Raw genomic sequence first — 26,055 nt, 5'->3', positions numbered from 1 at the left:
GTGCCGCTCCTCCCCGCCGCCCGCGCGTCGCGGACAGCCGCACGGTTCAACGATACGTATGTGCGAACGGTTACGTACCGCATGCGAGGGTCGCGTGTGCGTCATGCTCCCTGCGACCCCCGCAGCCGCTCCTCCAGCACCGAGATGTCGGCCGTGTCGCCGGGGGCCGGTGTCTTGGTGGAGACCGGGGTGTCGTAGTTGCTCAGGAGGATGGTGCCGGTCTGGTGGTCGACCTCGGCGGTGAGTTTGAGGGGGTAGTGCTTGCCGTCGATGGCCACGTAGAGGGTCTGGACGGCGCCCTGGGCCTTCTTGACCACCGGGAGGACGCGGGTGCCCTCGTGGGTGGTCGGGCGGCCCTTGGTGAGGGTGGGGGTGGCGGAGGGTGAGGGGGCGCCGGAGGGGGGTTCCTCGGGGGGTATCGCGGTCTTCTGGAATGCGGTGAGGTCGCAGGCCGCGGAGAGGTTGTGCAGGAAGGCGTCCTTGGTGGTGCCGTGCAGGAAGGTGTTCTTGTACTTGGCGGCGGCCTCGTTGCCCTCGTTCCCGGGCAGCTGGCTCTTCCAGAAGGCGGCGTCCGGCTTCATCCAGACCTGGTTGCCGCGCTTGACGAGCTCGACGCGGCCGAGCTCGCCCTTGCTGATGGCGCCGGTGCAGTTGCCGGCCTGGTCGAGGGTGAGGTCGAGTTTGGTGGGATCGGCACTGGTCTGGGTGCGCAACCGCAGCGATTTCGCGGCGACCAGTTGCTGGAGGGCGTCGTCGGAGATCTGCTGGGCCGATTTGTTCGCGAGGTCGCCCTCGCCGCCGTCCGGATCCTCGGCCGCCGCGGCGCCGGTGCAGGCGGGCCCGACGATCAGGGCCGCGCCGCAGGTCAGGGCTGCGGTGGCGGTGGCGGCACGCCGTCTGCTGGTCATCTGGGTACCTCCGGTCCCGAGGGAAAACACAGCCTGGGACATACGGCTATTCAGGGTACGTTCCGGGACATTCGGCCGCACATTCAGTGAGTCGAGTCACTTTCCATGAACGTTTGGGCATAGGTCCGCCGCTTCCGGGGAGGGGTCCACGTTGCTGGTGACGCCAGTGGTTGCACCAGTGGGAACGAGATCGGTAACCGGAAGGCAGAACGACGTGTCGTCAATCGAGACCATTCACGTAGACGGGGTGTGGCAGGCCGCCGCATCCGGCGCCACGCGGGAGGTCCTCGACCCCGCCGACGCGACGACGCTCCAGCTGGTGTCCGAGGGTGGTGCCGAGGACGCCGACGCGGCGGTCGCGGCCGCCCGCCGGGCCTTCGACGAGGGCGACTGGCCCCGTACTGCCGTCGCCGAGCGCTCCGCGCTGCTCCGCCGGGTCGCCGACCTGCTGCAGCGCGACCGCGAGGAGATCGCCCTCATCGAGAGCCGGGACACCGGCAAGACGCTGGAGGAGGGCCGGGTCGACGTCGATGACGTCACCAACGCCTTCCGGTACTTCGCCGATGTGGTGATGAACGAGAGCGGCGGCCGGGTCGTCGACGCCGGTTCGCCGGATGTGCACAGCGTGGTCGTGCACGAGCCGGTCGGTGTCTGCTCGCTCATCACGCCGTGGAACTACCCGCTGCTGCAGGCGAGTTGGAAGATCGCGCCGGCCCTCGCGGCCGGCAACACTTTTGTGATCAAGCCCAGCGAGGTCACCCCGCTGTCGACCGTGCACCTGGTCAAGCTGCTGGTCGAGGCCGGGCTGCCGGCCGGGGTCGCCAACATCGTCACCGGTGCGGGCCTGCCGGTGGGCCAGCGGCTCGCCGAGCACCCGGACGTCGACCTGTTCTCCTTCACCGGTGGTCTCGTCAGCGGGACGAAGGCGGGCGCGGCCGCGGTCTCCGGCGCCAAGAAGATCGCCCTGGAGCTGGGCGGCAAGAACCCCAATGTGGTCTTCGCCGACGCCTGCGCCACCGAGGAAGGCTTCGACACCGCTGTTGACCAGGCGCTGAACGCCGCGTTCATCCACAGCGGCCAGGTCTGCTCGGCCGGCGCCCGGCTGATCATCGAGGAGTCGGTGCGCGACCGCTTCGTCTCCGAGCTCGCCCGCCGCGCCGAGAAGATCAAGCTCGGCCGGGGCACCGAGGACGGTGTCGAGTGCGGTCCGCTGGTCTCCCAGCAGCAGCTCGACAAGGTCGAGGCCTATGTCGCCTCGGCGCTGGCCGAGGGCGCCCAGCTGCGCTGCGGCGGCGCCCGGCCCAAGCCGTCCGACGTCCGCCCGGCCACCGGCTACTTCTACGCGCCGACCGTGCTCGACGGCTGCCACCGCGAGATGAAGGTGATCCGCGAGGAGACCTTCGGCCCGATCCTGACGGTGGAGACCTTCACCACCGAGGACGAGGCCGTGGCGCTCGCCAACGACACCGAGTACGGCCTGGCCGGTGCCGTTTTCTCCGCTGACACCGCGCGCGCCCGCAGGGTCGCCGCCCGGCTGCGGCACGGCACGGTCTGGATCAACGACTACCACCCCTACCTCCCGCAGGCGGAGTGGGGCGGCTTCGGCAAGTCCGGGATCGGACGGGAATTGGGTCCCACGGGTCTGGACGAGTACCGCGAGAGCAAGCACATTTACGAAAACCTCCGGCCGGAGCCGGTGCGCTGGTTCGCGGGCTGACACCCGCCCCACAGCACCACCCGCACCACGCACGTTGTAAGAAGGAGCACCCCCAATGCCTGTGTATGACTATGTCGTAGTCGGCGGCGGCACCGCCGGTTCCGTCATCGCCTCCCGTCTCACCGAGGACCCGGACGTCACGGTCGCCGTCATCGAGGGCGGCCCCTCCGACATCGACCGCGAGGACGTCCTCACACTGCGCAAGTGGCTCGGCCTGCTCGGCGGCGACCTCGACTACGAGTACACGACCACCGAGCAGCCGCGCGGCAACTCGCACATCCTGCACAGCCGCGCCAAGGTGCTCGGCGGGTGCTCCTCCCACAACACCCTGATCTCCTTCAAGCCGCTGCCGTCCGACTGGGACGAGTGGGAAGCGGCGGGCGCGGCCGGCTGGGGCGCCAAGGAGATGGACCCGTACTTCGGCAAGCTGCGCAACAACATCGTGCGGGTGGCGAAGAAGGACCAGAACCAGATCGCGACGGACTGGATCGAGGCCACCAAGACCGCCCTCGGCGTGCCCGAGGTCGTCGGCTTCAACGACAAGCCCTTCGACGAGGGCGTCGGCTTCTTCGACCTCTCCTACCACCCGGAGAACAACAAGCGCTCCTCCGCTTCCGTCGCCTACCTCCACCCGCACATGGAGGCCGGTGACCGCCCCAACCTCCACCTGATGCTGGAGACCTGGGCCACCAAGCTGGAGCTGGACGGCACGACCGCCAAGGGCGTCCACGTCCGGACGAAGGACGGCGAGGAGGTCTACGTCGAGGCCGCCCGCGAGGTGCTGGTCTGCGCCGGTGCCGTCGACACCCCGCGGCTGCTGATGCACTCCGGCATCGGACCGAAGAAGGACCTGGAAGCGCTCGGACTGCCCTGTGTGCTCGATCTGCCGGGCGTCGGGGAGAACCTGATCGACCACCCCGAGTCGGTGATCGTCTGGGAGACCGAAGGGCCGATCCCGGGCAACTCCGCGATGGACTCCGACGCGGGCCTCTTCGTCAAGCGGGACCCGGAGCACAAGGGCCCCGACCTGATGTTCCACTTCTACCAGATCCCCTTCACCGACAACCCCGAGCGACTGGGCTACGAGCGCCCCGAGCACGGCGTGTCGATGACCCCGAACATCCCCAAGTCCCGCTCCCGCGGCCGCCTCTACCTCACCTCCGCGGACCCCGAGGCCAAGCCCGCCCTCGACTTCCGCTACTTCGAGGACGAGGACGACTACGACGGCAAGACCCTCGTCGACGGCATCAAGCTGGCCCGCAAGGTCGCCCAGGCCGAGCCCTTCGCCAAGTGGCTCAAGCGGGAGGTCTTCCCCGGCCCCGAGGTCACCGACGACGCGGAGATCAGTGAGCTGGTGCGCAAGGCGGCCCACACCGTCTACCACCCGGCGGGCACCTGCAAGATGGGCGCCGCGGACGACCAACTGGCGGTCGTCGACCCCGAGTTGAAGATCCGCGGGCTGTCCGGCATCCGGATCGCCGACGCCTCCGTCTTCCCGACGATGCCCGCCGTCAACCCGATGCTGGGCGTGCTCATGGTGGGGGAGAAGTGCGCTGAACTGCTCCATAAGGCTCCGACCCAAGGAGGTGATGCGTGATGGCTACCACCTCCGCCGGCGCATCCGAGATACCCAACGCCCGTACGCCCGAGGACACCTCCGCCACCGAGGCGTCCGACGGCCGTGAGGTCGTGTTCTCCGTCCGCAACCTCTGGAAGGTCTTCGGCCCCAAAGCCGAGCGCATCCCCGAGGACTCCTCGGTCGCGGAGCTGAGCGCCCAGGAACTGCGCGAGAAGACCGGCTGTGTGGCCGCCGTCCGCGATGTCTCCTTCGACGTCCACAAGGGCGAGGTCTTCGTCGTCATGGGCCTGTCGGGCTCCGGCAAGTCCACCCTCGTCCGGTGCCTGACCCGGCTGATCGAGCCGACCAGCGGCGCGCTGGAGATGGACGGCGAGGACGTCCGCGCCATGGACCGCGCCGCGCTGCGCGAACTGCGCCGCCGCCGCGCCGCCATGGTCTTCCAGCACTTCGGTCTGCTGCCGCACCGCACCGTCGTCGACAACGTCGCCTACGGCCTGGAGATCCAGGGCATGGGCAAGGCGGAGCGCCGCGAGAAGGCCAACGAGATGGTGGACAAGGTCGGCCTGGCCGGGATGGAGAAGCGCCGCCCCGGCCAGCTCTCCGGCGGTCAGCAGCAGCGCGTCGGCCTGGCCCGCGCGCTCGCCGTGGACCCCGAGGTCCTGCTCTTCGACGAGCCGTTCAGCGCGCTCGACCCGCTCATCCGGCGCGATATGCAGGAAGAGGTCGTCCGCCTGCACCGCGAGGAGGGCCGGACGATGGTCTTCATCACCCACGACCTGAGCGAGGCGCTGCGCCTGGGTGACCGGATCGCCCTGATGCGCGACGGGAAGATCGTCCAGCTCGGCACCCCCGAGGAGATCGTCGGCTCCCCGGCCGACGACTACGTCCGCGACTTCGTCCGGGACGTCCCCCGCGAGCAGGTGCTGACCGTGCGCCGCGCGATGCGCCCGGCCGAGGACGGCGAGGCCGACCAGGGCCCCGCGCTGAGCCCCGACACCCTGATCTCCGACGCCATCGAGGCGGTCGTCCGCTCCGGCGGTGCGGCCCGTGTCGTCGACGGCAAGCGCTGCCTGGGCATCGTCGACCACGCCTGTCTGCTGAACGTGGTCGCCCGGCTCGACAGCCCGCAGCACGACGAGGTGGCCGCCTGATGTACACCGCGACCACCCGCGACGGCGCCCTGCGCGCCGTCGGCTCCAGAGCTCCCGCCGCCACGCCCCGGACCCGGCTGCGCGCCTCCTGGCTGCGCCACTGGCGCGAGGCCCAGCGCTGCGCCGCGATGAACGTGCCCACCGGCACCGTGAAGCGGGGGCGCGCATGAGTGCCGTTCCTACGCAACCGACCTCTCAGCGGTACCTCGACACCGCCAAGCCCGCCCCGGTGCAGCAGCTGCTGCGCCGCCCCGGCCTCGGCAAGCTCCTGCTGCTCGCCGTCGCCGCGGCGGTCATCGTCCCGCTGCTGCACGCCAAGTTCGGCGCCGCCTGGCCGTCGTCGCTGACCATCGATGTCTCCGGCCCGCTCGGCAAGACCAGCGACTGGATCATCGACAACCGCGACAGCCACCCGCTGTTCGTCTACTTCCTCGGTCACCTCAGCAACGCCGTGGTGATCTCCGTGCGCGGTGTCTATCTGCTGCTGCTCGCGCTGGGCTGGACGGGTGTGACGGCCGGTGTGACGCTGATCGCCTGGCGCGTCGCCGGCGTCCGCATCGCCGCCACCGCGCTGATCTCCTTCCTGGTCAGCGGCCTGCTCGGCATGTGGGTCCCCACCATGCAGACGTTCGCGCTGATGGTCGTGGCGGTCGCCGTCTCGGTCGTGGTCGGCGCCCTGCTGGGCCTGGCGGCCGGCCTCTCCGACCGCCTGTTCAGGATCCTTCGCCCGGTCCTGGACACCATGCAGGTCCTGCCTGCCTTCGCCTACCTCCTCCCCGTCGTGCTGGTCTTCGGCATCGGCGTACCGGCCGCTCTCCTGGCCACCGTGATCTACGCGGCTCCGCCGATGGCGCGGCTCACCGCGCTCGGTCTGCGCGGCGCCGACCCGGGCGTCCTGGAGGCCGTCTCCTCGCTCGGCGCGACCGGCCGGCAGCGGCTGCTGACCGCCCGCCTGCCGCTGGCCCGCAAGGAACTCCTCCTCGGCGTCAACCAGACGATCATGATGGCGCTGGGCATGGTCGTGATCGCCTCGATGATCGGCGCCGCCGGTCTCGGTGACCGCGTCTACCAGGCGCTCGCCTCGGTCGACGTCGGCGCCGCGCTCGCCGCCGCCATTCCGATCGTGCTGCTGGCCATCGTCATGGACCGCACCACCGCGGCGGCCGGCGAACGGCTCGGCGCCGCCACCACCGCCACCGGCCCGAAGTGGCTGCGCGGCTGGCGGGCCTGGACCGGCATCGCCGTGGTCACCGCCGTCGTGGCCCTGGCCGGGCGGCTGAGCGGCTCGCTGGTCTGGCCGGGTGCCTGGGCGGTGGACGTCGCCCGACCCGTCAACGACTTCAAGGAGTGGATGGTCGACCACCTCTACTCCGGCATCCCGGTCATCGGCGGCACCGCCGACTGGGCCGCCCACTTCACCGACTGGGTCCTCAACCCGCTGCGCGACGGCCTGACCGCGCTGCCCTGGTACGGCACGCTGCTCATCGTCGCCGCGCTGGCCTGGCTCATCGGCACCTGGCGCACCGCCCTGACCGCCGTCCTCGCGATGGCCGCCATCGGCGTCCTGGGTGTCTGGAAGCCGTCGATGAACACCCTCTCCCAGGTCATCGCCGCCCTGGCGGTCACCCTGGTGGTGGGCTTCGGCATCGGCATCCTGGCGGCGGGCAGCAAGCGCTTCGAAGCGATCCTGCGCCCGGTCCTGGACGTCATGCAGACCATGCCGCAGTTCGTGTACCTGATCCCGGTCGTCGCGCTGTTCGCCGTGGGCCGCGCCCCGGCCGCCGCCGCGGCCGTGGTCTACGCCCTCCCGGCCGTCATCCGCATCACCACCCAGGGCCTGCGCCAGGTGGACCCCGCCGCCATGGAGTCCGCCCGTTCGCTGGGCGCCACCCGCTGGCAGATGCTGCGCCAGGTCCAGCTCCCGCTGGCCCGGCCCTCGCTGCTGCTGGCCGTCAACCAGGGCGTGGTCATGGTCCTCGCCGTCGTCATCATCGGCGGTCTGGTCGGCGGCGGTGCCCTCGGCTACGACGTCGTCACTGGCCTCGCCACCGGAGACCTGGCCCTCGGCCTGGTCGCGGGTGTGGCCATCGTGTGCCTGGGCCTGATGCTCGACCGGGTCACCCAGCCCACGGAACGCCGTACGGCGGGGAAGGGAGCCTGACCATGTCCCGTAAGCGAAGCATGATCATCGGGACGGCCGCGCTGGCCGGCACGGCGGTCCTCTCCCTCTCCCTGTCCGCCTGCGGCAAGGCCGACATGACCAAGCAGTCCTCGCCGTTCGCGGCGGCCAAGGGCTCCAAGTCGGTCACCCTGTCGACGCAGACCTGGGTCGGCGCCCAGTCCAATGTCGCGGTCGCCAAGTACCTTCTGGAGAAGAAGCTCGGCTACCACGTCGACACCGTCCAGGTGGACGAGATCCCCGCCTGGGACGCCCTCAGCCAGGGCCGGGTCGACGCGATCCTGGAGGACTGGGGCCACCCCGAGCAGGAACAGCGCTACGTCAAGGACAAGAAGACGATCACGGCGGGCGGCGGCAACGGCGTCACCGGCCACATCGGCTGGTACGTCCCCAAGTACTGGGCCGACAAGCACCCCGAGGTCAAGAGCTGGAAGAACCTCAACAAGTTCGCCAAGGAGCTCCGTACCTCGGAGAGCGGCAACAAGGGCCAGCTGATGGACGGTTCGCCGTCCTATGTCACCAATGACAAGGCGCTGGTGAAGAACCTCAAGCTCAACTACGAGGTCGTCTTCGCGGGCTCCGAGGCGGCGCAGATCACCCAGATCCAGCAGTTCGCCAAGGAGAAGAAGCCCTTCCTGACGTACTGGTACGAGCCGCAGTGGCTCTTCAACCAGGTACCGATGGTGGAGGTCAAGCTCCCCAAGTACACCGACGCCTGTGCGGAGAAGGGCACCAAGGATCCCCAGTCCATCGACTGCGCGTATCCGACCACGCCCCTCCAGAAGTACTTCAACACGGAGTTCGCCAAGAAGGGCGGCAGCGCCTCGGCGTTCCTGAAGAACTTCAAGTGGACCAAGGACGACCAGAACGAGGTCTCCGAGTCGATCGCCTCGGGCGGCCTGTCCGCCGACGAGGCGGCGAAGCGCTGGGTGGAGAAGCACCCGGAGGTCTGGAAGAAGTGGCTTCCTAAGAAGTAGCCGCCGCACGCAAGCGCGCAATCTCGCGGGCAGTCGCACACCGGGTGTGCGACTGCCCGCGAGCGCGTTCCGGGGCCGCACCCGTTCGGGTGGCGGGCGGCGAACCGCCGCACGGCGCGACGGCCGGCACAGAAGGCTGGGCAGCCGTCACCGACGAAAGGCTTCCCAATGCTGATGTCAAGCCGCTGCCGTGACAGGTGGTGTGGCTTGATAGCACGCTCCGTCACGAATCATGGCCCAGAGCACATTGACGCGACGGCGCGCGAGTGCCAGCAGCGCCTGCTTGTGCCCTTTCCCTTCAGCCCGTTTGCGCGCGTAGTACGCCTTCGAGGCCGGACAACTCTTCAGGCTCGACAGCGCGGAGAGATACATCGCGTTGAGCAGTCCGCGGTGGAAACGGCGGGGTCTGCGGAGGTTCCCGCTGACGCGGCCGGAGTCACGCGGGGCCGGTGCCAGGCCGGCGTAGCCGGCAAGCCGGTCGGCACTGCCGAACGCGTCCATGTCGCCGCCGGTGGCGGCGATGAACACCGCCCCCATCTGCTTGCCCATGCCGGGCAGGCTGAGGATCACCTCGGCGTGCGGGTGCTCGCGAAACCGGGCCTCGATCAGCGCATCGACTTCCGCGATCTCCTCATCGAGGGCCATCACCCCCTTCGCGAGGCGGACCACCATGGCGGCGGCCAGCTTCTCGCCGGGCAGGGACGTGTGCTGGGCCTCAGCGGCCTCCACCGCTGTCCTGGCGAGTGCGGCGGCACTGCGGACCTTGCGGTTGCGCAGCCATGTCTCGATGCGCTTCGCGCCTGCTCGGCGGATTGCCGCCGGGGTCTGGTAGCCCGTCAGCAGGACGACGGGCCCCTTGTTGGTCAGCTCCAGATTGCGTTCCAACGCCGGGAAGATTTTCAGCAGTTGGGCTCGCAGCCGGTTGATCTGGCGAGTGCGGTCGCACATCAGGTCGGTGCGGCGGGTGGTGAGCGTGTGCAGGTCCACGGCGATCTCGTCGCCGGGGCGCAGCAGGCCCAGGTCGCGGCGCATGCGGGCCTGGTCGGCGATGACGAAGGCGTCCTTGGCGTCGGTCTTGCCCTCGCCCCGGTAGGAGGCCGAGGCGCGGTGCACGGCCAGGCCGGTGAGGTAGGCCATCGGCTGGTCGTGGCCAAGCAGCAGCCCGATCAGCAGGGCCGCTCCGCCGTGGTTGAGGTCGACGGCCCACAACACGTCGGTGCCGAGGGCCAAAACGTCGCCGATCAGTTCCAGCAAGGCCGTCTCGTCGTTCAGGACCCGGCGGGACAGCAGACGTTCGCCGTCCGCGTTGATCACCACGCAGTGGTGATGCTCCTTGCCGATGTCCATTCCGGCCCATATTCGGGGCATGGTCACCTCCGCCAACACGTCGCACGTTCACAGCCCAGCAGACGACCTCGCCGACGTTGCCCTACACAGCGATCGAGTCGCATCTCCCAATTGGCGGTCGAGTCGTCGCGGGGCTCCGGGCGGCCAAGCCTTTCCGGCCATCTCGCGGCGCTGCCATGCCAGCCATACCCGGAGCCCCCGGGTCCCGCTGATCTTACGAGTGACCAGTTCGAACCCAAGACAAGAAAGTAGGGCCGTCATGCCGCTGCCGCCGAAATGCCCCACGCCCGACTGCGACGACTGGCTGTGGAAGGACACCGCCCACACCAACACCGACTGGGACAACTGGCGCTGGTGGTGCTGCCGTTGCCGCCATCAGTGGTACCCCACGGCGGAGCAGCTCCAGGAGTTCCGCTACGGAGCGAGCCGGCCCGCTGTGGCACACCGCGGCCCGCAACCGGCCCGCCGGTAGGCCGACTTTCGAGATTCATCGAACCTTCTGTGCCGGCTCGGAAGGACGTCTGCCCCTCAGCCCACCCGCAGCAGCAGCTTGCCGGTGCTCTGCCGACTGCCGATCAGCCGGTGCGCCTCGGCGGCCTCGGCGAGCGGGAACTCGGCGGTGACGGGAAGCTCCACGGTGCCCTCGGCGACCGTACGGAAGGCCCGTTCCGTCAACGCGCGCAGCGCCTCCGGTGCCGTCCCGGCCAGGCCCAGGACGGAGAACCCCGAGACCGTCCGTCCCTTCGGATACAGCTCGGGCTGACCCACCTGCCACGGCTCGGCGGAACTCGCGTTGCCGAACGAGACCAGGCGGCCGAAGACGGCCAGTGCGTCCAGGCTGCGCCGGAAGGTGTCGCCGCCGACGGGGTCCAGCGCCAGGTCGACACCCCGTCCGCGCGTGGCGCGGCGCACCTCCGCGTCGAAGTCCGGGCCCACGAACACCTCGTCGTAGCCGTACGTGCGCGCGTACTCGGCCTTCGCCTCCGCCGAGACGACGCCGTAGACGGCACCCGCCCCCGCCGCCTTCGCCAGCTGGCCCACGACCGTCCCGATCCCGCCCGCCGCGCCCTGCACCAGCACGGTCTCGCCCGCCCGCAGCCGGCCCACCTCGTGCACCAGGGCATGCGCGGTGGGCAGCACCGTCGGCAAGGTGGCCGCGATGCGCAAGCTCACGCCCTCCGGAAGCGGGAACACGGTCGCCGCGGCGGCGACGACGGTCTCCGCATACGCGCCACCGTCCGTCAGCGCCGCGACCTCCTGCCCCGGCCGCAGCCCCGTGACCGAGCCGGTGCACACCCACCCCGAAGACGTCCCCGTCGAGACCGCGCTCGCCGCGCTTGCCGATCCCGTACGGCTGCAGCTCGTACGTGAGTTGGCCGGGTCCGCGGCGTGGACGCACAGCTGCAGCAGCTTCCGCGTCCCGGTCGGCAGGGCGGCCCTCAGTCACCACTTCACCGTGCTGCGCGCCGCCGGCCTGGTGGAACAGCGCGACCAGGGCCCCAAGCGCCTCAACCGCCTGCGCCGCGAGGAGTTCGACGCCCGCTTCCCGGGCCTGCTCGACCTGGTGCTGCGCGAGGAGGACCCGGGCTCGCCGGCCTGAATCAGCGGCAGTCAAAACGCCGTACAGACCCCGAGCGCGAGTGCAGCGCGACCACCAACTCCGCGTCGTCCGGGGTGAATCGGCGCAGAGCGAGACGTTCCGTGCGGAGCAGGACCGGCGAAGCTGACATTGCGGTACGTCCCGTCCTCTCGTGCGCCGTACGGCCTGGCCCCTGGTTGCCCGGCGGTCGTGGCGTGACGGCATAGTAGGGCGCAGCCCGATGAGGGACATGACAATTAACGGCGGCAACGGCGCGCTGTGCGCTCGGCGCCGCCCCGTATCAGGGGGACTCCCGCTCCATGCCATCCATCCGCCGCTCCACCGCCGCGGCCGCGGCACTCGTCGCACTGCTCGCGGGCACCGCCACCGCCTGCGGCCCCGGCGACGACAAGGCCGCGGGCAGTTCGGCCGCCGATCAGAAGGACCAGGCGGACGGGGGCCTCAAGCTCCCCAAGGACATGCCGACCAGCCTGGACGACCTGAAGAAGTGGAAGGACGGCGGCTGGCAGAACTGGGACAAGTGGGCCCGCGATGCCTCGGATTTCGCCAATCCGATCATCAAGGACCACTGGAAGTCCGACCGGCTGGCCAAGGCGAAGACCTCGCCGGAGATCGGCGTGAAGGCCACCGGCGCGGGAGGCGAGTTCAACGGCACGGACCCAGAGCCGCAGCCGGTGACCGCCGAGCAGGTCGCCCGGCCGTACCACCAGCACATGGCCCCGGTGGGGAAGATCTTCTTCGACAGCCCGAAGGGCCCGATGGTCTGCTCCGGCACGATCGTCGAGGACCCGGCGCACCCCGGCAAGTCCAACCTGGTGTGGACCGCGGGCCACTGTGTGCACTCCGGCAAGAAGGGCGGCTGGATGCGCAACATCGTCTTCGTGCCGTCCTACAACGACAACGGTGTGCCGATGAACCAGGTCAACAGCACGCCCTCGCAGCAGATCACCCCGTACGGCCGGTTCTGGGCCGACTGGATCACCACGTCCGGTGAGTGGATCAACATGGGCAGCGAGGCGACCGGCAACGGCGGCTCCGCTTACGACTTCGCCGTGCTGCACGTCAAGCCGGAGAACGGCAGCGGCAAGTCGCTCCAGGAGACCGTGGGCAACGCCGCCCGCGTCTGGTTCAACGCCCCCGCCGCGAACCAGATCAGCTCGCTGGACGCCTTCGGCTACCCGGCGGGGCCGCCCTACGACGGCGCACGCATGATGAACTGCCCGGCCCGCCCCGGCCGCCTCGTCATGCAGCAGGGCACACCCGCCATGAACCGCATCGGCTGCACCATGACCGGCGGCACCTCCGGCGGCGGCTGGTTCGTCAACCGCGGCGGCAAGCTGACCCTGGTGTCCAACACCTCGATCAGCTCCAACGCCCACACCTGGCTGGCCGGCCCACACCTGGGCCCGGAGGCCCAGCGGGTCTTCGCCAACATCAGCCAGAAGTTCGCGAACCAGTAGGAGCCGCGGAGTCCGTAGGAGTCGCGGAGGCGGGTGCGGGGCGCATGCGTACGCCGCCCTGCTGCCACCGCCCCGCCCACGGCCCCTACCCCATAGGCGGCAGCGCCCGGCACAGCGCCTCCAAGGCGCTGGGGAAGGCGCTGTCGCTGGGCGTCGCATAGCCGACGACCAGGCCGTGGCGGGGCGCCATGGTGGCCTCCGGGTGGCGGTAGCCGGACAGGCCGTCGAGGGCCAGGCCCTGCCAACGCGCCGCGCGCAGGGCCGCGCGCTCGTCCGACTCGCCCGACCCGTCGGGGAGTTGGAGAACGGCATGCAGACCGGCGGCGATACCGGTGACGGTGAGGTGCGGGGCATGGGTGGCCACCGCGTCGATCAGCTGGTCGCGGCGTCGGCGGTAGCGCTGGCGCATCCGGCGGATGTGCCGGTCGTACGCGCCGTGGGTGAGGAACTCGGCGAGGGTGAGCTGATCGGTGACACCCGCCCAGGCCTCCCGCTCGCCCTTGGCCTCCAGTACGGCGTCGACGAGGCGGTCGGGAAGCACCATCCACCCCAGACGCAGCGCGGGGGAGAGGCTCTTGCTGACCGAGCCGATATGGAGGACGCGCTCCGGATCCAGGCCCTGGAGGGCGCCGACGGGCTTGCGGTCGTAACGGAATTCGCCGTCGTAGTCGTCTTCGAGGACGTAACCCCCGTTCTCCCTTGCCCAGTTGATGACCGCCGCACGGCGGTGGGGGTGCAGCGGCACACCGAGCGGAAACTGATGGGCGGGGGTGAGCAGCACCGCCTTCACCTTCGCGGTCGACCCCAACTCCGCGCTCTCCACACCCTGTTCGTCAATGCCGAGCGGATGGGTGCGGACACCGGCCGTGGTCAGCAGATGACGGTGGAACGGAAGGCCGTAGGACTCGACGGCGAGGGGGCCGAGGAGCACGGCGGGCAATAGCAGCCGTAGCGCGTGGGCGAAGCCGGAGCAGATCACGAGGCGTTCGGGGTCGGTGCGTACGCCGCGGGTGCGCGCCAGGTAGTCGGCGAGGGCGCGGCGCAGTTCGGGGCGGCCCCGTGGGTCGCCGGGGCCGAACGCGTCGTGCGGGGCGGCGGTCAGCGCGCGGCGGGCGGCGGCGAGCCAGGCGGTGCGCGGAAAGGACGCGGCGTCCGGCTGCCCCTGGAGGAGGTTGTGCGTGGGGCGGCTCTCCGGGGCGCGATGGGCCGGGGCCCGGGTGGGTGTCAGCGGCTTCGCGCGGTGGGCGACACGGGTGCCGGAGCCCTGGCGCGCGCTGAGCCAGCCCTCGGCGACCAGCTCGGCGTAGGCGTCGGCGACGGTGTTACGGGCGATGCCGAGATCGGCGGCGAGCGAGCGGTAGGGCGGCAGCCGGGTACCGGGGGCGAGACGTCCGGACCGTACCGAGTCCCGCAGCGCCCGGATGAGGACGGCGCGGCGGCTGCCGGGGCCGGTCAGCTCCAGATGCAGATCGGCGCCCAGACTCTCGGCAGGATTGACCCATGATTCCGGCATGGAAGTGCACCCTACAGCCGGTCGCCTGCCCTTCTAGATTCAAGACATGACGAACGAAGCGCAGCTCAACAAGGCACAGCTCGACGAGGAGAAGGAGGCGAAGGAGGCGAAGGAGGCGAAGGAGGCGAACGCGGTGGGCGAGGCGGTGGGCCGCAGCGTCCGGGTGAACTTCGCCAAGGCCGCCCCGAAGGCCTTCAAGGCCCTGATCGGCTTTGACGCCGCCGCCCGTGAGGGCCTCGACCCGGCCCTCGTGGAACTGGTCCAGATCCGTTCCTCCCAGCTCAACAAGTGCGCGTACTGCCTGCACATGCACACCACCGACGCCCGCAAGGCGTGGGGGCACCTCCCAGCGGTAGCTGGGGGAGAGAGCGAGGAACGCCTGCACATGGTCGCCGTCTGGCAGGAGGCGCCGCACTTCTTCACCGCGAAGGAGCAGGCCGCCCTCGCCCTCACCGAGGCCGTGACCCTGGTGGCCCAGGGCGGCGTACCGGACGCGGTCTACCAGCGGGCCGCCACCCACTTCGACGAGCCGGAACTGGCCCGCCTGCTGGCCCTGATCTTCACCATCAACACCTGGAACCGGCTCGCCCTCAGCACGGGGAAGGTGGCGGGGACGGACGAGCGGTAGCGGCAGAGGGGCGGGCGGTGCAGGGCCCTGCCGGCGCAGGGTCCTGCCGGTCCAGGGCGCCTCCTCTGCGGGCGCCCCGGACCCGGTTCAACCGCCCATACGAGGCTCGCGACTCAGCTCCCCGCCCCCAGCTCCTCCCGCAGTTGCTCCGCCATCCCCGCGACAGCCGCCATCGCCCGGTGGTGCAGTCCCGGGCCGAAGGTGATCCGGGCGGCGCCGAGGGTGCCGAGTTCGCGGGGGGAGGGGCCGTCGGGTGTCACCACGGCGTTGACGGGGAGGCCGATGCCGGTGGCCAAGTCGGCCAGTAGGGGCGGTGGGGCGAGGATGGGGTAGACGCAGTCGGCGCCGGCCTCGGCGTAGAGGCGGCCGCGGCGGACGGTCTCCTCCAGGCCCTGGGCGCCGTGCAGGTAGGTGTCGGTCCGGGCGTTGATCACCAGGGCGTCGCCTGCCTCGGCTCGTACCTGGGCCAGCCAGTCGGCCTGTTCCTGCGCGTCCCGCAGGGCGCCGGTGGTGTGGTCGGTGTCCTCCAGGTTGCAGCCCACGGCGCCGGCGTCCATGAGGCGGGCGACCAACTCCTTTGCGGAGAGGCCGTATCCGGCTTCCACGTCCGCCGAGACCGGGATGTCGACGGCGTGGGTGATGCGGGCGATGGCGGCGAACATTTCGTCGGCGGGGGTCTGGCCGTCCTCGTACCCGAGGGAGGCCGCGATGCCCGCGCTGGGGGTGGCCAGGGCCGGGAAGCCGGCGTCGGCGAAGACCTTGGCGCTCGCCACGTCCCAGGGGCCGGGGAGGACCAGGGGCAGGTCGGGGCCGTGGTGCAGGGCGCGCAGTACGGCGGCAGTCATGAGTCATCTCCTACGGGGGTACGGGCTGTGACATTGATCCGGTTCCAGGCGAGCCGGTAGAAGGGGAGCCGCGGGGTGGCCTCGGTCGTGGTCATGCCCGGCCCGGGGCCATGCGGGTGGAGACGCCGAAGCGGTTCCAGGCGTTGATGGTGGTGATCAGGGCGATGAGGTGGGCGAGTTCGGTGTCGCCGAAGTGGGCCGCGGCGCGGTCGTACACGGCGTCCGGGACGAAACCTTCGGTGAGGAGGGTGATCGCCTCGGTGAGGGCGAGGGCGGCCTGCTCCTCGTCGGTGTAGTGTCCGGCGGCCTCCTCCCAGGCGTTGAGGAGGTAGATGCGCTGCTCGGTCTCTCCGGTCTTACGGGCGTCCTTGATGTGCATATCGATGCAGAAGGCGCAGTGGTTGAGCTGCGACGCCCGGATCTTGACCAGGTCGACCAGCGCCGGGTCGAGCCCCTGCTTCGCCGCCGCATCCAGCGCGATCATGGCCTTGTAGACCTCCGGCGCGAGCTTTGCCCAAGGCAGCCGGGGGCCGTGTGCGTGCGCCGCTCCCTCTGCCGTCCCGGGGGCCGTGTCCGGTGTCGTCCGTGCGGTTGGTGTGGTTCGTGTTGTCGGTGTGGTCGTCATGGCTACGACGTTACGGCGGCAATGGCGCAGCTGTATGGTCCATTTCCATGGAGAATTCCTGGGCCACTTTTGGGCGTGATCTGCACCTGGACCTCACCGGCCCCGGCGGGCTGCGGGCCGCGCTGCTGCGTGCCCTGCGGGACGCCGTACGGTCCGGCCGGCTGGCCCCCGGCACCCGGCTCCCGTCCTCCCGCTCGCTGGCCGCCGACCTCGGCATCGCCCGTAACACCGTCGCCGACGCCTACGCCGAGCTGGTCGCCGAGGGCTGGCTCAGCGCCCGCCAGGGCTCCGGCACCCGCGTCGCATGGGGGCACCTCCCGGAGGGAGCCCGGGGGAGGGCCCTGCCGCCCGCCGCGCCCGCCGCCCGGCGCACCCGCGGTCCGGCCGGCCCCACCGACCGGCCGCGCTTCGACCTCACCCCGGGCACCCCCGACCTCTCCGCCTTCCCCCGCACAGCCTGGCTCACCGCCGCCCGCCGTGCGCTGACCACCGTCCCCAGCGAGGCCTTCGGCTACGGCACCCCGGAGGGCCGCCCCGAACTCCGCACCGTCCTCGCCGACTACCTCGCCCGCGCCCGAGGGGTCCGCGCCGACCCCGACCGCATCGTCATCTGCGCCGGCTTCATGCAGGGGCTGGCGCTGCTCAGCCGGGCGCTGGGCACCGGGCGGCTGGCCGTCGAGTCGTACGGCCTGGACTTCCACCGCGCCGTCATCACCCGCACCGGCCTGGGCACCGTCCCGCTCCCCGTCGATGAACGCGGTGCCCGCACCGAGGAACTGGCCGCGCTCGACGACGTCCGGGCGGCCCTGCTCACCCCCGCCCATCAGTTCCCCACCGGTGTACCGCTGCACCCCGAGCGCCGCGCCGCCGCCGTCAACTGGGCGCGGGCCACCGGGGGTTTCATCCTGGAGGACGACTACGACGGCGAGTTCCGCTACGACCGCCAGCCGGTCGGCGCCCTCCAGGGGCTGGACGCCGACCATGTCGTCTACCTGGGCACCGCGAGCAAGAGCCTCGCCCCCGCGCTGCGACTGTCCTGGATGGTGCTGCCGGACCGGCTGGTGGACCCGGTGCTCGCGCTCAAGGGCACCGGCGAATGGCAGTCCGGGGCGCTGGACCAGCTCACCCTGGCCGAGTTCCTGTCCTCGGGCGCCTACGACCGCCATCTGCGCGGAATGCGGCTGCGCTACCGGCGCCGCCGCGATCAGCTGGTGGCCGCCCTGGCCGACCGTGCGCCCCATGTCCATGTCTCGGGTATCGCCGCCGGTCTGCACGCCGTGCTGGAACTCCCTTCCGGCACCGAACAGTCCATCGTCCAGGCCGCCCGCTGGCAGGGCCTCGCCCTGGACGGCCTGAGCCGCTTCCACGACCCCGCCGCCCCACCGGCCTCTCGCGACGCCCTGGTGGTCTCCTACGGCACCCCGCCCGACCACTCCTTCGCCAACGCCCTGGACGCACTGCTCCGGGCACTGCCGCCGGCGTCGTCGGTGTCGCCGGGCCCGTCGGGAGACGAGGGGGAGTAGGGGGCGGACGGGGAGTGGGGAGTGGGGGAGTGGAGGAGTAGGGAAGCGGTCACAACTTCCGTACGAAGGAGACCCGGTCGAGCCCCGGCCCGTCGTAGTCGCCCTGCAGCGGGACGCCGTCGTCGTCGATCCGGTCGCCCGGCTCCAGCTGGAAGCCCATACGGGTGTGGTACGCGATGGAGTTGCGGTTGTTGGGGCTGGTGATGCAGCGGACCTGGGTACGGCCGGCCGCGCGGGCCGTGGTGAAGAAACGGTCGTAGAGGGCGCTGCCGATACCCTCCCGCCGGCCTTCCGGGCACACGCCCACGAAGTGGATGTACGCGGCCCTGGGGTCCGTCTGGGACAGAAAGCCGATCAGGAAGGCGTGCAGGGTGTGATCGGGCCGCTCGATCCAGAAGCTGGTGTCGGCGAAGTGCTGGAGGAAGAGGCGCGGGACGAGCAACTGGCGTTGCAGTGCGCCCGCTTCCCCGCCCAGGCCGTCCCACCAGCCGGCGAGGGCCTGCTGAAGCCGTGGGTGGTCAGCGGGGGCAGGGTGGCGCAACGTCAGATGTCCGGGCAGCTGTTCCAGAACCCGGGCGTGCTCCGTCATGGTCCGGCTCCTCCGTCCGAGGGTGACCTGGGCCCCGACGCCCCGGTCGTGTGCTGGCCAGCGTAGACGGCGGCCGGTCCGGCGACTGGCGAAAAGTCGTCCGTCGCGACGGCAACGTCCTTGCCGGAAGGGCCGGTTGAGGTGACAAAGGGAGTGGTCGGAGCGTCCGCCGGGCTTTGAGGGTGCGTTGCGAGGGCAAATCCAGTGAAGCGTCCGTGGGTTCCGTGCGCCCTTGCCCGCCTCCCGCGCCACAGGCAACTGCGCGGTTGTGCAACGGCGTTGGGGGTGGTGTCGCGACCGCTCGCGGCGGCGTCCCGTACTGACTGCACGTCACCAGTGCTGACGCCTGTCACATCCGCGCCCTGTGGCGCGCGCCCCGCCACGTCGTGAGCGCCATTTCACGCTGCGCCATTCAGGGTAAATGGGTGTGACGCCTATGGCGTGGCGGCATGATCGGCGCGCCTACTGATGCTATTGACCGGCGGGTTGCCTACCTGGCGGAGCACATTGGTATGCAGATGCGAATCGCCGTCGGCTGTCATTACCGAGCCCGCTCCCCAGGTTGATGCCCACTTCCCGCAGAAGTACAAGCTCCGCGGGGAGCTGAACGGCCCGCCAACACCCAGCAACCGGAGGGCCATCGCATGGCACCCACCTTTACTTTGGCGTTCGCAGCGCCAAATCCGGCTGTCTTCGGACAGCCGGTCACTTTGACCGCCACAGTCATCCCGCTAGGTCTGGGAACACCCACCGGCACCGTGACCTTCGTCGTCTCCGGCGGGCCCACTCTGACCGCCCCGCTCGTGGGTGGCACCGCGACCGTCACCACGAGCAGTATCCCCATCGGTTTCCATACCTTCACCGCGAACTACAACGGCAGCCCCCTGTTCTCGCCGTCCAGCGGCTTCGGGTCCATCAATGTGATCAAGGCGTCGACCACCACCGTGGTCACCTCGTCGCCGGACCCGTCGAACTTCGGGCAGACGGTCTCCATCACCGCCACCGTCACACCGGTCGCGCCCGGTTCGGGCACCCCGACCGGCACGGTCACCTTCGTCATCGCCGGTGGCGGGGGCGGCACACTGACCGCCCCACTCTCCGGCGGTTCGGCGACCGTCACCACCAGCAGTCTCAGTCCCGGCACCCATCTCATCACCGCGACGTACAGCGGCAGTGCGCAGTTCAATGCGTCGTCCGACACCGATACACACACGGTGCTGCAGGTCTTGGCACCGACGACCACCACGGTCACCTCGTCCCCCGACCCCTCGGTCTTCGGGCAGCCGGTGACCTTCACGGCCACCGTCGCCCCCGTCCCGCCCGGTTCGGGTACCCCGACCGGCACGGTGACCTTCGTCATCAGCGGCGGCCCGACGCTGACCGCAACGCTCTCGGGCGGTACGGCGAGCGTCACCACCAGCGGTCTCAGCGTGGGGCCACACACCGTGACCGCGACCTACAGCGGCAGCGGCAGCTTCGCGTCGTCGAGCGGTACGGACACCCAGACGGTCAACAAGGCCTCGACGACCACCACGGTCACCTCGGCGCCGGACCCGTCGGCGGTCGGCCAGCCGGTGACCTTCACGGCCACGGTCGCGCCGGTGGCACCGGGCGCGGGCACCCCGACCGGCACGGTCACCTTCGTCATCACGGGCGGCCCGACGCTGACCGCCACGCTCTCCGGCGGTACGGCGAGCGTCACCACCAGTGCCCTGTCCGCCGGTACGCATGCGGTCACCGCGACCTACAGCGGTGACGGCAACTTCAACTCCTCCGTCGGCACGGACAGTCACACGGTGGGGCAGGCCTCGACAACGACCACGGTCACCTCGGCGCCGGACCCGTCGGTGGTCGGCCAGACGGTGACCTTCACGGCGACGGTCGCTCCGGTGCCGCCGGGTGCGGGTACGCCGACCGGCACGGTCACCTTCGTCATCTCCGGTGGCCCGACGCTGACCGGGACACTGTCCGGAGGGGTGGCGAGCGTCAGCACCAGCGCGCTGGGCGCCGGCACGCACACGGTGACCGCGACGTACAGCGGTGACGCGAACTTCACGTCGTCGGTCGGTACGGACACCCAGACGGTGAACCAGGCGTCGACGACCACGACGGTCACTTCGTCGCCGGACCCGTCGGTGGTCGGTCAGTCGGTGACGTTCACGGCGACGGTTGCTCCGGTGCCGCCGGGTGCGGGTACGCCGACCGGCACGGTCACCTTCGTCATCTCCGGCGGCCCGACGCTGACCGGCACGCTGTCCGGTGGGACGGCGAGCGTCAGCACCAGCGCCTTGAGCGCCGGCACGCACACGGTCACGGCGACCTACAGCGGTGACGCGAACTTCACGTCGTCGGTCGGTACGGACACCCAGACCGTCAACCAGGCCTCGACCACCACCACGGTCACCTCGTTCCCCGACCCCTCCGTGACGGGCCAGACGGTCAACTTCACCGCCTTTGTGGGACCGGTGTTCCCCGGTGGCGGAGTCCCGACCGGAACCGTCGGCTTCGTCATCACCAACGGGGTTACCACGGTGACCCTCAGCGGCACCCTCGACGGCGCCGGCGTCGCGACCGTCAGTACCAACGGACTGGTCACGGCCGGCACTTACACCGTCACCGCGACCTACAGCGGAGACGCGAACTACACCGGCTCCAGTGACACCGACACCCAGACGGTGAACCCGGCATCGACGAACACGGTGGTGACGTCGTCGCCGGACCCGTCGGTGGTCGGGCAGCCGGTGACCTTCACCGCCACGGTCACGCCGGCCGCGCCGGGCGCGGGGACGCCGACCGGCACCGTCACGTTCGTCATCAGTGGTGGCCCGACGCTGACCGGCACCCTTTCCGGGGGTACGGCGAGCGTCACGACCAGTGCGCTGGGCGCCGGTACGCACACGGTGACGGCGACCTACAGCGGTGATGCCAACTTCAGCGGTTCGGTCGGTACGGACACCCAGACGGTCAACCAGGCGTCGACCACCACTACGGTCAGCTCGTCGCCGGATCCGTCGGTGGTCGGTCAGTCCGTGACCTTCACGGCCACGGTCGCGCCCGTGGCGCCGGGGGCGGGTACACCCACGGGGACGGTGACGTTCGTCATCAGTGGGGGCCCGACGCTGGTCGGCACGCTCTCCGGGGGTACGGCGAGCGTCAGCACCAGTGCGCTGGGCGCCGGTACGCATACGGTGACCGCGACCTACAGCGGTGATGCGAACTTCGCCGGCTCGACCGGTACGGACACCCAGACGGTGAACCAGGCATCGACGACCACCTCGGTCATCTCCGCGCCGGACCCGTCCGTGGTCGGTGAGCCGGTGACGTTCACGGCTACGGTCGCACCGGTCTCGCCGGGTGCGGGTGTCCCGACCGGGACGGTGACGTTCGTCGCGACGGATGGGGTCACTACGGTGACGCTGACCGGCACCCTCGTCGGCGGCACCACCAGTGTCGTGACCACCGGCCTGGTGACGGCGGGCCTTTACACCGTCACCGCCACCTACAGCGGCGACGCCAGTTTCACCGGTTCGGTCGGTACGGACACCCAGACGGTGGGCCAGGCGGCTACGACCACCTCGGTCATCTCGGCGCCGGACCCGTCGGTGTTCGGAGAGCCGGTGACCTTTACGGCCACCGTCTCACCGGTCCTGCCGGGTGCGGGCACCCCGACCGGGACGGTCACCTTCGTGATTTCCGGCGGTCCCACTCTCGTCGGGACGCTCTCGGGCGGTACGGCGAGCGTCACCACCAGCGCCTTGGCCGTGGGCACGCACACGGTCACCGCCACCTACAGCGGTGACCCCAACTTCACCGGTTCCGTCGGTGCGGACACCCAGACCGTGGTTCTGGCGTTGACGACCACCGCGGTGAGCACGACACCGGATCCGTCCGTGGTGGGCGAGTCGGTGACCTTCTCGGCCACCGTGGCGCCGGTCGCGCCCGGTGCGGGTGTCCCGACCGGGACGGTGACGTTCGTCGCGACGGATGGGGTCACTACGGTGACGCTGACCGGCACCCTCGCCGGCGGTACCACCAGTGTCACCACCAACGGGCTGGTGACGGCGGGCACTTACGCCGTCACGGCGACCTATGGAGGTGACGGCAACTTCACCGGCTCCATCGGTACGGACACCCAGACGGTGGGCCAGGCGGCTACGACCACCTCGGTCATCTCGGCGCCGGACCCGTCGGTGTTCGGAGAGCCGGTGACCTTCACGGCCACGGTCGCGCCGGTCTCGCCGGGGGCAGGTACCCCGACCGGCACGGTCACCTTCGCCATCAGTGGGGGCCCGACGCTGGTCGGCACGCTCTCGGGCGGCACGGCGAGCGTCACCACCAGCGCCTTGAGCGTCGGCAGCCACACGGTCACCGCGACCTACAGCGGCGACCCCAACTTCACCGGTTCCGTCGGTACGGACACCCAGACGGTGAACCAGGCATCGACGACCACCTCGGTCATCTCCGCGCCGGACCCGTCCGTGGTCGGTGAGCCGGTGACGTTCACCGCCACCGTCGCCCCGGTCTCGCCGGGCGCGGGTGTCCCGACGGGCACGGTCACCTTCGTTGCGACCGACGGGGTCACCACGGTGACGCTGACCGGCACGCTCAGTGGGGGCACCACCAGTGTCACCACCAACGGGCTGGTGACGGCGGGGCTTTACACCGTCACCGGGACCTACAGCGGTGACGCCGACTTCAGTGGTTCGGCCGGTACGGACACCCAGACGGTGGGCCAGGCCTCGACGACCACCTCGGTCTCCTCGGCGCCGGACCCGTCGGTGTTCGGAGAGCCGGTGACCTTCACGGCGACGGTCGCGCCGGTCGCACCGGGTGCGGGCACGCCGACCGGGACGGTCACCTTCGTGATTTCCGGTGGTCCCACTCTCGTCGGGACGCTCTCGGGCGGCACGGCGAGCGTCACCACCAGCGCGTTGGCCGTGGGCACGCACTCGGTCACCGCGACCTACAGCGGTGACCCCAACTTCACGGCATCGAGCGGTACGGACACCCAGACGGTGATCCTGGCGGCGACGACCACCGCGGTCTCGTCGTCCCCGGACCCGTCCGTGGTCGGTGAGCCGGTGACCTTCACCGCCACCGTCGCCCCGGTCTCGCCGGGCGCGGGCACCCCGACCGGCACCGTGACGTTCCTCGCCACCGATGGGGTCACCACGGTGACGCTGACCGGCACGCTCAGTGGGGGCACCACCAGTGTCACCACCAGCGGGCTGGTGACGGCGGGCGTTTACGCCGTCACGGCGACCTACAGCGGCGACGCCGGCTTCAGCGGCTCCGTCGGTGCGGACACCCAGACGGTGGGCCAGGCCTCGACGACCACGGCGCTGAGTTCGGCGCCGGACCCGTCCGTGGTCGGTGAGCCGGTGACCTTTACGGCCACCGTCACGCCGGTCGCGCCGGGGACAGGTACCCCCACCGGGGTGGTCACCTTCGTGATCACCGGTGGTCCCACTCTCGTCGGGACACTGGCGGGCGGTACGGCGAGCGTCACCACCAGTGCGCTGGGCGCCGGCACCCACACCGCTACGGCGACCTACAGCGGTGACCTCAACTTCACCGGCTCCAGCGACACGGACACCCAGACGGTGAATCAGGCGTCGACCTCCACTGCGGTGAGTACGGCGCCGGACCCGTCCGTGGTGGGCGAGTCGGTGACGTTCTCGGCCACCGTGGCGCCGGTCGCGCCCGGTGCGGGCACTCCGACCGGGGCGGTGACGTTCGTCGCCACCGATGGGGTCACCACGGTGACGCTGACCGGCACGCTCAGTGGGGGCACCACCAGTGTCACCACCAACGGGCTGGTGACGGCGGGGCTTTACACCGTCACCGGGACCTACAGCGGTGACGCCGACTTCAGTGGTTCGGCCGGTACGGACACCCAGACGGTGGGCCAGTCGTCGACCACCACCGCGGTGAGCTCGGCGCCGGACCCGTCCGTGGTCGGTGAGCCGGTGACCTTCACAGCCACCGTCTCCCCGGTCGCGCCGGGTGTGGGGACCCCGACCGGCACGGTCACCTTCGTGATCACTGGTGGTCCCACGCTCACCGCGACGCTCTCGGGCGGTACGGCGAGCGTCACCACCAGCGCCTTGAGCGCCGGTACGCACACGGTCACGGCGACATACAGCGGTGACTCCAACTTCACGACATCGAGCGGCACCGACACCCAGACGGTGAACCCGGCGTTGACGACCACCGCGGTGAGCACGACACCGGATCCGTCCGTGGTGGGCGAGTCGGTGACGTTCTCGGCCACCGTGGCGCCGGTCGCGCCCGGTGCGGGCACTCCGACCGGGACGGTGACCTTCGTCGCCACCGATGGGGTCACCACGGTGACGCTGACCGGCACGCTCAGTGGGGGCACCACCAGTGTCACCACCAGTGGGCTGGTGACGGCGGGCGCGTACGTCGTCACCGGGACCTACAGCGGCGACGCCGACTTCACCGGATCCACCGGTGTGGACACCCAGACGGTGGGCCAGGCCTTGACGACCACGGCGCTGAGTTCGGCGCCGGACCCGTCGGTGGTCGGTGAGCCGGTGACGTTCACGGCCACGGTCGCGCCGGTCTCGCCGGGGGCAGGTACCCCGACCGGGGTGGTCACCTTCGTGATCACCGGCGGTCCGACGCTGGTCGGCGTCCTCTCCGGGGGCACGGCCACCGTCTCGACCAACGTACTCGGAGTCGGCACCTTCCCGGTGACCGCGACCTACAGCGGTGACCTGAACTTCACCGGCTCCAGCGACACCGACACCCAGACCGTGGCCCAGGCATCCACGACCACCGCGGTCTCCTCGTTGCCGGACCCGTCGGTGATCGGGCAGCCGGTGACCTTCACGGCCACGGTCGCCCCGGTCTCACCGGGTGCGGGCGTCCCAACCGGCACGGTCACCTTCGTCATCGACGGTGGCGGGGGCGGCACGCTGACCGGCACCGTCGCCGGAGGCGTGGTCACCGTCACCACCAGCACCCTCGACGCGGGGCTGCACAACGTCACCGCGACCTACAACGGTGACGCCAACTTCAGCACCTCCAGCGGAACCGACACCCAGACCGTCAACCAGGCATCCACCCTCACCACCGTCAGCTCGTTCCCCGACCCGTCCGTCTCCGGCGGTACGGTCACGATCTTCGCGTTCGTGGTGGCGCAGCCTCCGGGCAGCGGCGTCCCGACCGGGACGGTCACCTTCACCGTCACCGATGGCGTGACCACGGTGACCCTGACCGGAACGGTCGACGGCACCGGTGTAGCCGCCGTCAGCACCCCGCTGACCACCGGCAACTACACCATCACCGGGGTCTACTCCGGTGACACCAACTTCACCGGCTCCAGCGACACCGACACCCAGACCGTCATCTGACCAACCGTCCCTTCTCACCGCACACGCAACACCGT

The 26,055-nt window shown here is 70.6% G+C and carries 19 protein-coding genes; 12 read left to right on the top strand and 7 right to left on the bottom strand.

Annotated features, from left to right (window positions below; translation table 11 throughout):
- Nucleotides 1-101: 101 nt before the first annotated feature.
- On the bottom strand, nucleotides 102-908 hold the full coding sequence (locus SLV14N_RS15010) for a hypothetical protein (RefSeq protein ID WP_263269627.1): 807 nt from the start codon (nucleotides 906-908) through the stop codon (nucleotides 102-104).
- A 214-nt stretch (nucleotides 909-1,122) separates the two neighbouring features.
- Between SLV14N_RS15010 and SLV14N_RS15005 the strand changes: the two genes are divergently transcribed.
- The 6 genes from SLV14N_RS15005 to SLV14N_RS14980 are packed head-to-tail and all read left to right on the top strand — an operon-like array spanning nucleotide 1,123 to nucleotide 8,511.
- On the top strand, nucleotides 1,123-2,625 hold the full coding sequence (locus SLV14N_RS15005; protein WP_208681341.1) for an aldehyde dehydrogenase family protein: 1,503 nt from the start codon (nucleotides 1,123-1,125) through the stop codon (nucleotides 2,623-2,625).
- Between the two features lie 55 nt (nucleotides 2,626-2,680).
- A complete protein-coding gene (locus SLV14N_RS15000; protein WP_262040821.1) occupies nucleotides 2,681-4,222 on the top strand; it encodes a GMC family oxidoreductase in 1,542 nt (513 codons plus the stop codon).
- The gene (locus tag SLV14N_RS14995; protein WP_263269626.1) at nucleotides 4,222-5,355 is read left to right on the top strand and encodes a glycine betaine/L-proline ABC transporter ATP-binding protein; all 1,134 of its coding nucleotides are present in this window, start codon (nucleotides 4,222-4,224) and stop codon (nucleotides 5,353-5,355) included. The genes SLV14N_RS15000 and SLV14N_RS14995 overlap by 1 nt, the downstream gene beginning before the upstream one ends.
- Nucleotides 5,355-5,525: a hypothetical protein gene (locus tag SLV14N_RS14990; protein ID WP_164764680.1), complete on the top strand. Its 171-nt coding sequence runs from the start codon at nucleotides 5,355-5,357 to the stop codon at nucleotides 5,523-5,525. Before SLV14N_RS14995 ends, SLV14N_RS14990 begins: the two co-directional genes overlap by 1 nt.
- Nucleotides 5,522-7,516, top strand: coding sequence for a proline/glycine betaine ABC transporter permease (locus SLV14N_RS14985; RefSeq protein WP_263269625.1), 1,995 nt, complete (start codon nucleotides 5,522-5,524; stop codon nucleotides 7,514-7,516). Before SLV14N_RS14990 ends, SLV14N_RS14985 begins: the two co-directional genes overlap by 4 nt.
- Nucleotides 7,517-7,518: 2 nt before the next feature.
- Nucleotides 7,519-8,511 carry an ABC transporter substrate-binding protein gene (locus SLV14N_RS14980; protein ID WP_208681337.1) on the top strand — a complete coding sequence of 331 codons (993 nt, stop codon included), beginning with the start codon at nucleotides 7,519-7,521 and terminating at the stop codon, nucleotides 8,509-8,511.
- A gap of 177 nt (nucleotides 8,512-8,688) precedes the next feature.
- Here the strand turns inward: SLV14N_RS14980 and SLV14N_RS14975 are convergent, their stop codons facing one another.
- Complete coding sequence (locus SLV14N_RS14975; protein ID WP_263273158.1) at nucleotides 8,689-9,885, bottom strand: IS110 family transposase; 1,197 nt, start codon at nucleotides 9,883-9,885, stop codon at nucleotides 8,689-8,691.
- A 232-nt stretch (nucleotides 9,886-10,117) separates the two neighbouring features.
- Here SLV14N_RS14975 and SLV14N_RS14970 point away from each other — a divergent pair, with 232 nt between their 5' ends.
- Complete coding sequence (locus SLV14N_RS14970) at nucleotides 10,118-10,330, top strand: hypothetical protein (protein WP_263269624.1); 213 nt, start codon at nucleotides 10,118-10,120, stop codon at nucleotides 10,328-10,330.
- A 56-nt stretch (nucleotides 10,331-10,386) separates the two neighbouring features.
- Here SLV14N_RS14970 and SLV14N_RS14965 read toward each other — a convergent pair whose 3' ends face one another.
- Nucleotides 10,387-11,031 carry a zinc-binding dehydrogenase gene (locus tag SLV14N_RS14965; RefSeq protein WP_311044685.1) on the bottom strand — a complete coding sequence of 215 codons (645 nt, stop codon included), beginning with the start codon at nucleotides 11,029-11,031 and terminating at the stop codon, nucleotides 10,387-10,389.
- Nucleotides 11,032-11,134: 103 nt separating this feature from the next.
- Between SLV14N_RS14965 and SLV14N_RS14960 the strand changes: the two genes are divergently transcribed.
- Both SLV14N_RS14960 and SLV14N_RS14955 read left to right on the top strand, forming a co-directional pair.
- Complete coding sequence (locus SLV14N_RS14960) at nucleotides 11,135-11,458, top strand: helix-turn-helix transcriptional regulator (protein ID WP_259670294.1); 324 nt, start codon at nucleotides 11,135-11,137, stop codon at nucleotides 11,456-11,458.
- Between the two features lie 299 nt (nucleotides 11,459-11,757).
- A complete protein-coding gene (locus tag SLV14N_RS14955; RefSeq protein WP_263269623.1) occupies nucleotides 11,758-12,918 on the top strand; it encodes a serine protease in 1,161 nt (386 codons plus the stop codon).
- 85 nt (nucleotides 12,919-13,003) lie between these two features.
- On the opposite strand, the gene SLV14N_RS14950 is transcribed toward SLV14N_RS14955, so the two are convergent.
- Nucleotides 13,004-14,431, bottom strand: a complete 1,428-nt coding sequence (locus SLV14N_RS14950; RefSeq protein WP_263269622.1) for a PLP-dependent aminotransferase family protein — start codon at nucleotides 14,429-14,431, stop codon at nucleotides 13,004-13,006.
- 46 nt (nucleotides 14,432-14,477) lie between these two features.
- Between SLV14N_RS14950 and SLV14N_RS14945 the strand changes: the two genes are divergently transcribed.
- Entirely contained in the window at nucleotides 14,478-15,059 is a 582-nt protein-coding gene (locus SLV14N_RS14945; protein WP_263269621.1) for a carboxymuconolactone decarboxylase family protein, read from the top strand.
- Between the two features lie 113 nt (nucleotides 15,060-15,172).
- Here SLV14N_RS14945 and SLV14N_RS14940 read toward each other — a convergent pair whose 3' ends face one another.
- Together SLV14N_RS14940 and SLV14N_RS14935 are read right to left on the bottom strand one after the other, a co-directional pair.
- The gene (locus SLV14N_RS14940) at nucleotides 15,173-15,904 is read right to left on the bottom strand and encodes an isocitrate lyase/phosphoenolpyruvate mutase family protein (RefSeq protein ID WP_263269620.1); all 732 of its coding nucleotides are present in this window, start codon (nucleotides 15,902-15,904) and stop codon (nucleotides 15,173-15,175) included.
- A 91-nt stretch (nucleotides 15,905-15,995) separates the two neighbouring features.
- Nucleotides 15,996-16,529, bottom strand: coding sequence for a carboxymuconolactone decarboxylase family protein (locus SLV14N_RS14935; RefSeq protein ID WP_263269619.1), 534 nt, complete (start codon nucleotides 16,527-16,529; stop codon nucleotides 15,996-15,998).
- A gap of 47 nt (nucleotides 16,530-16,576) precedes the next feature.
- Here SLV14N_RS14935 and SLV14N_RS14930 point away from each other — a divergent pair, with 47 nt between their 5' ends.
- Nucleotides 16,577-18,052, top strand: coding sequence for a PLP-dependent aminotransferase family protein (locus tag SLV14N_RS14930; RefSeq protein ID WP_263269618.1), 1,476 nt, complete (start codon nucleotides 16,577-16,579; stop codon nucleotides 18,050-18,052).
- Nucleotides 18,053-18,101: 49 nt separating this feature from the next.
- Here SLV14N_RS14930 and SLV14N_RS14925 read toward each other — a convergent pair whose 3' ends face one another.
- Nucleotides 18,102-18,641 carry a GNAT family N-acetyltransferase gene (locus SLV14N_RS14925; protein ID WP_208681331.1) on the bottom strand — a complete coding sequence of 180 codons (540 nt, stop codon included), beginning with the start codon at nucleotides 18,639-18,641 and terminating at the stop codon, nucleotides 18,102-18,104.
- 644 nt (nucleotides 18,642-19,285) lie between these two features.
- Here SLV14N_RS14925 and SLV14N_RS14920 point away from each other — a divergent pair.
- Complete coding sequence (locus SLV14N_RS14920) at nucleotides 19,286-26,020, top strand: Ig-like domain-containing protein (RefSeq protein WP_263269617.1); 6,735 nt, start codon at nucleotides 19,286-19,288, stop codon at nucleotides 26,018-26,020.
- The last annotated feature ends 35 nt before the right edge of the window (nucleotides 26,021-26,055 follow it).

The sequence above is a fragment of the Streptomyces sp. Je 1-4 4N24 genome (assembly GCF_026239515.1).
Lineage (GTDB): Bacteria > Actinomycetota > Actinomycetes > Streptomycetales > Streptomycetaceae > Streptomyces > Streptomyces nigrescens.
The sequence above is the reverse complement of the archived record's forward strand: the minus strand, read 5'-3'. Positions and strand labels throughout refer to the sequence as shown.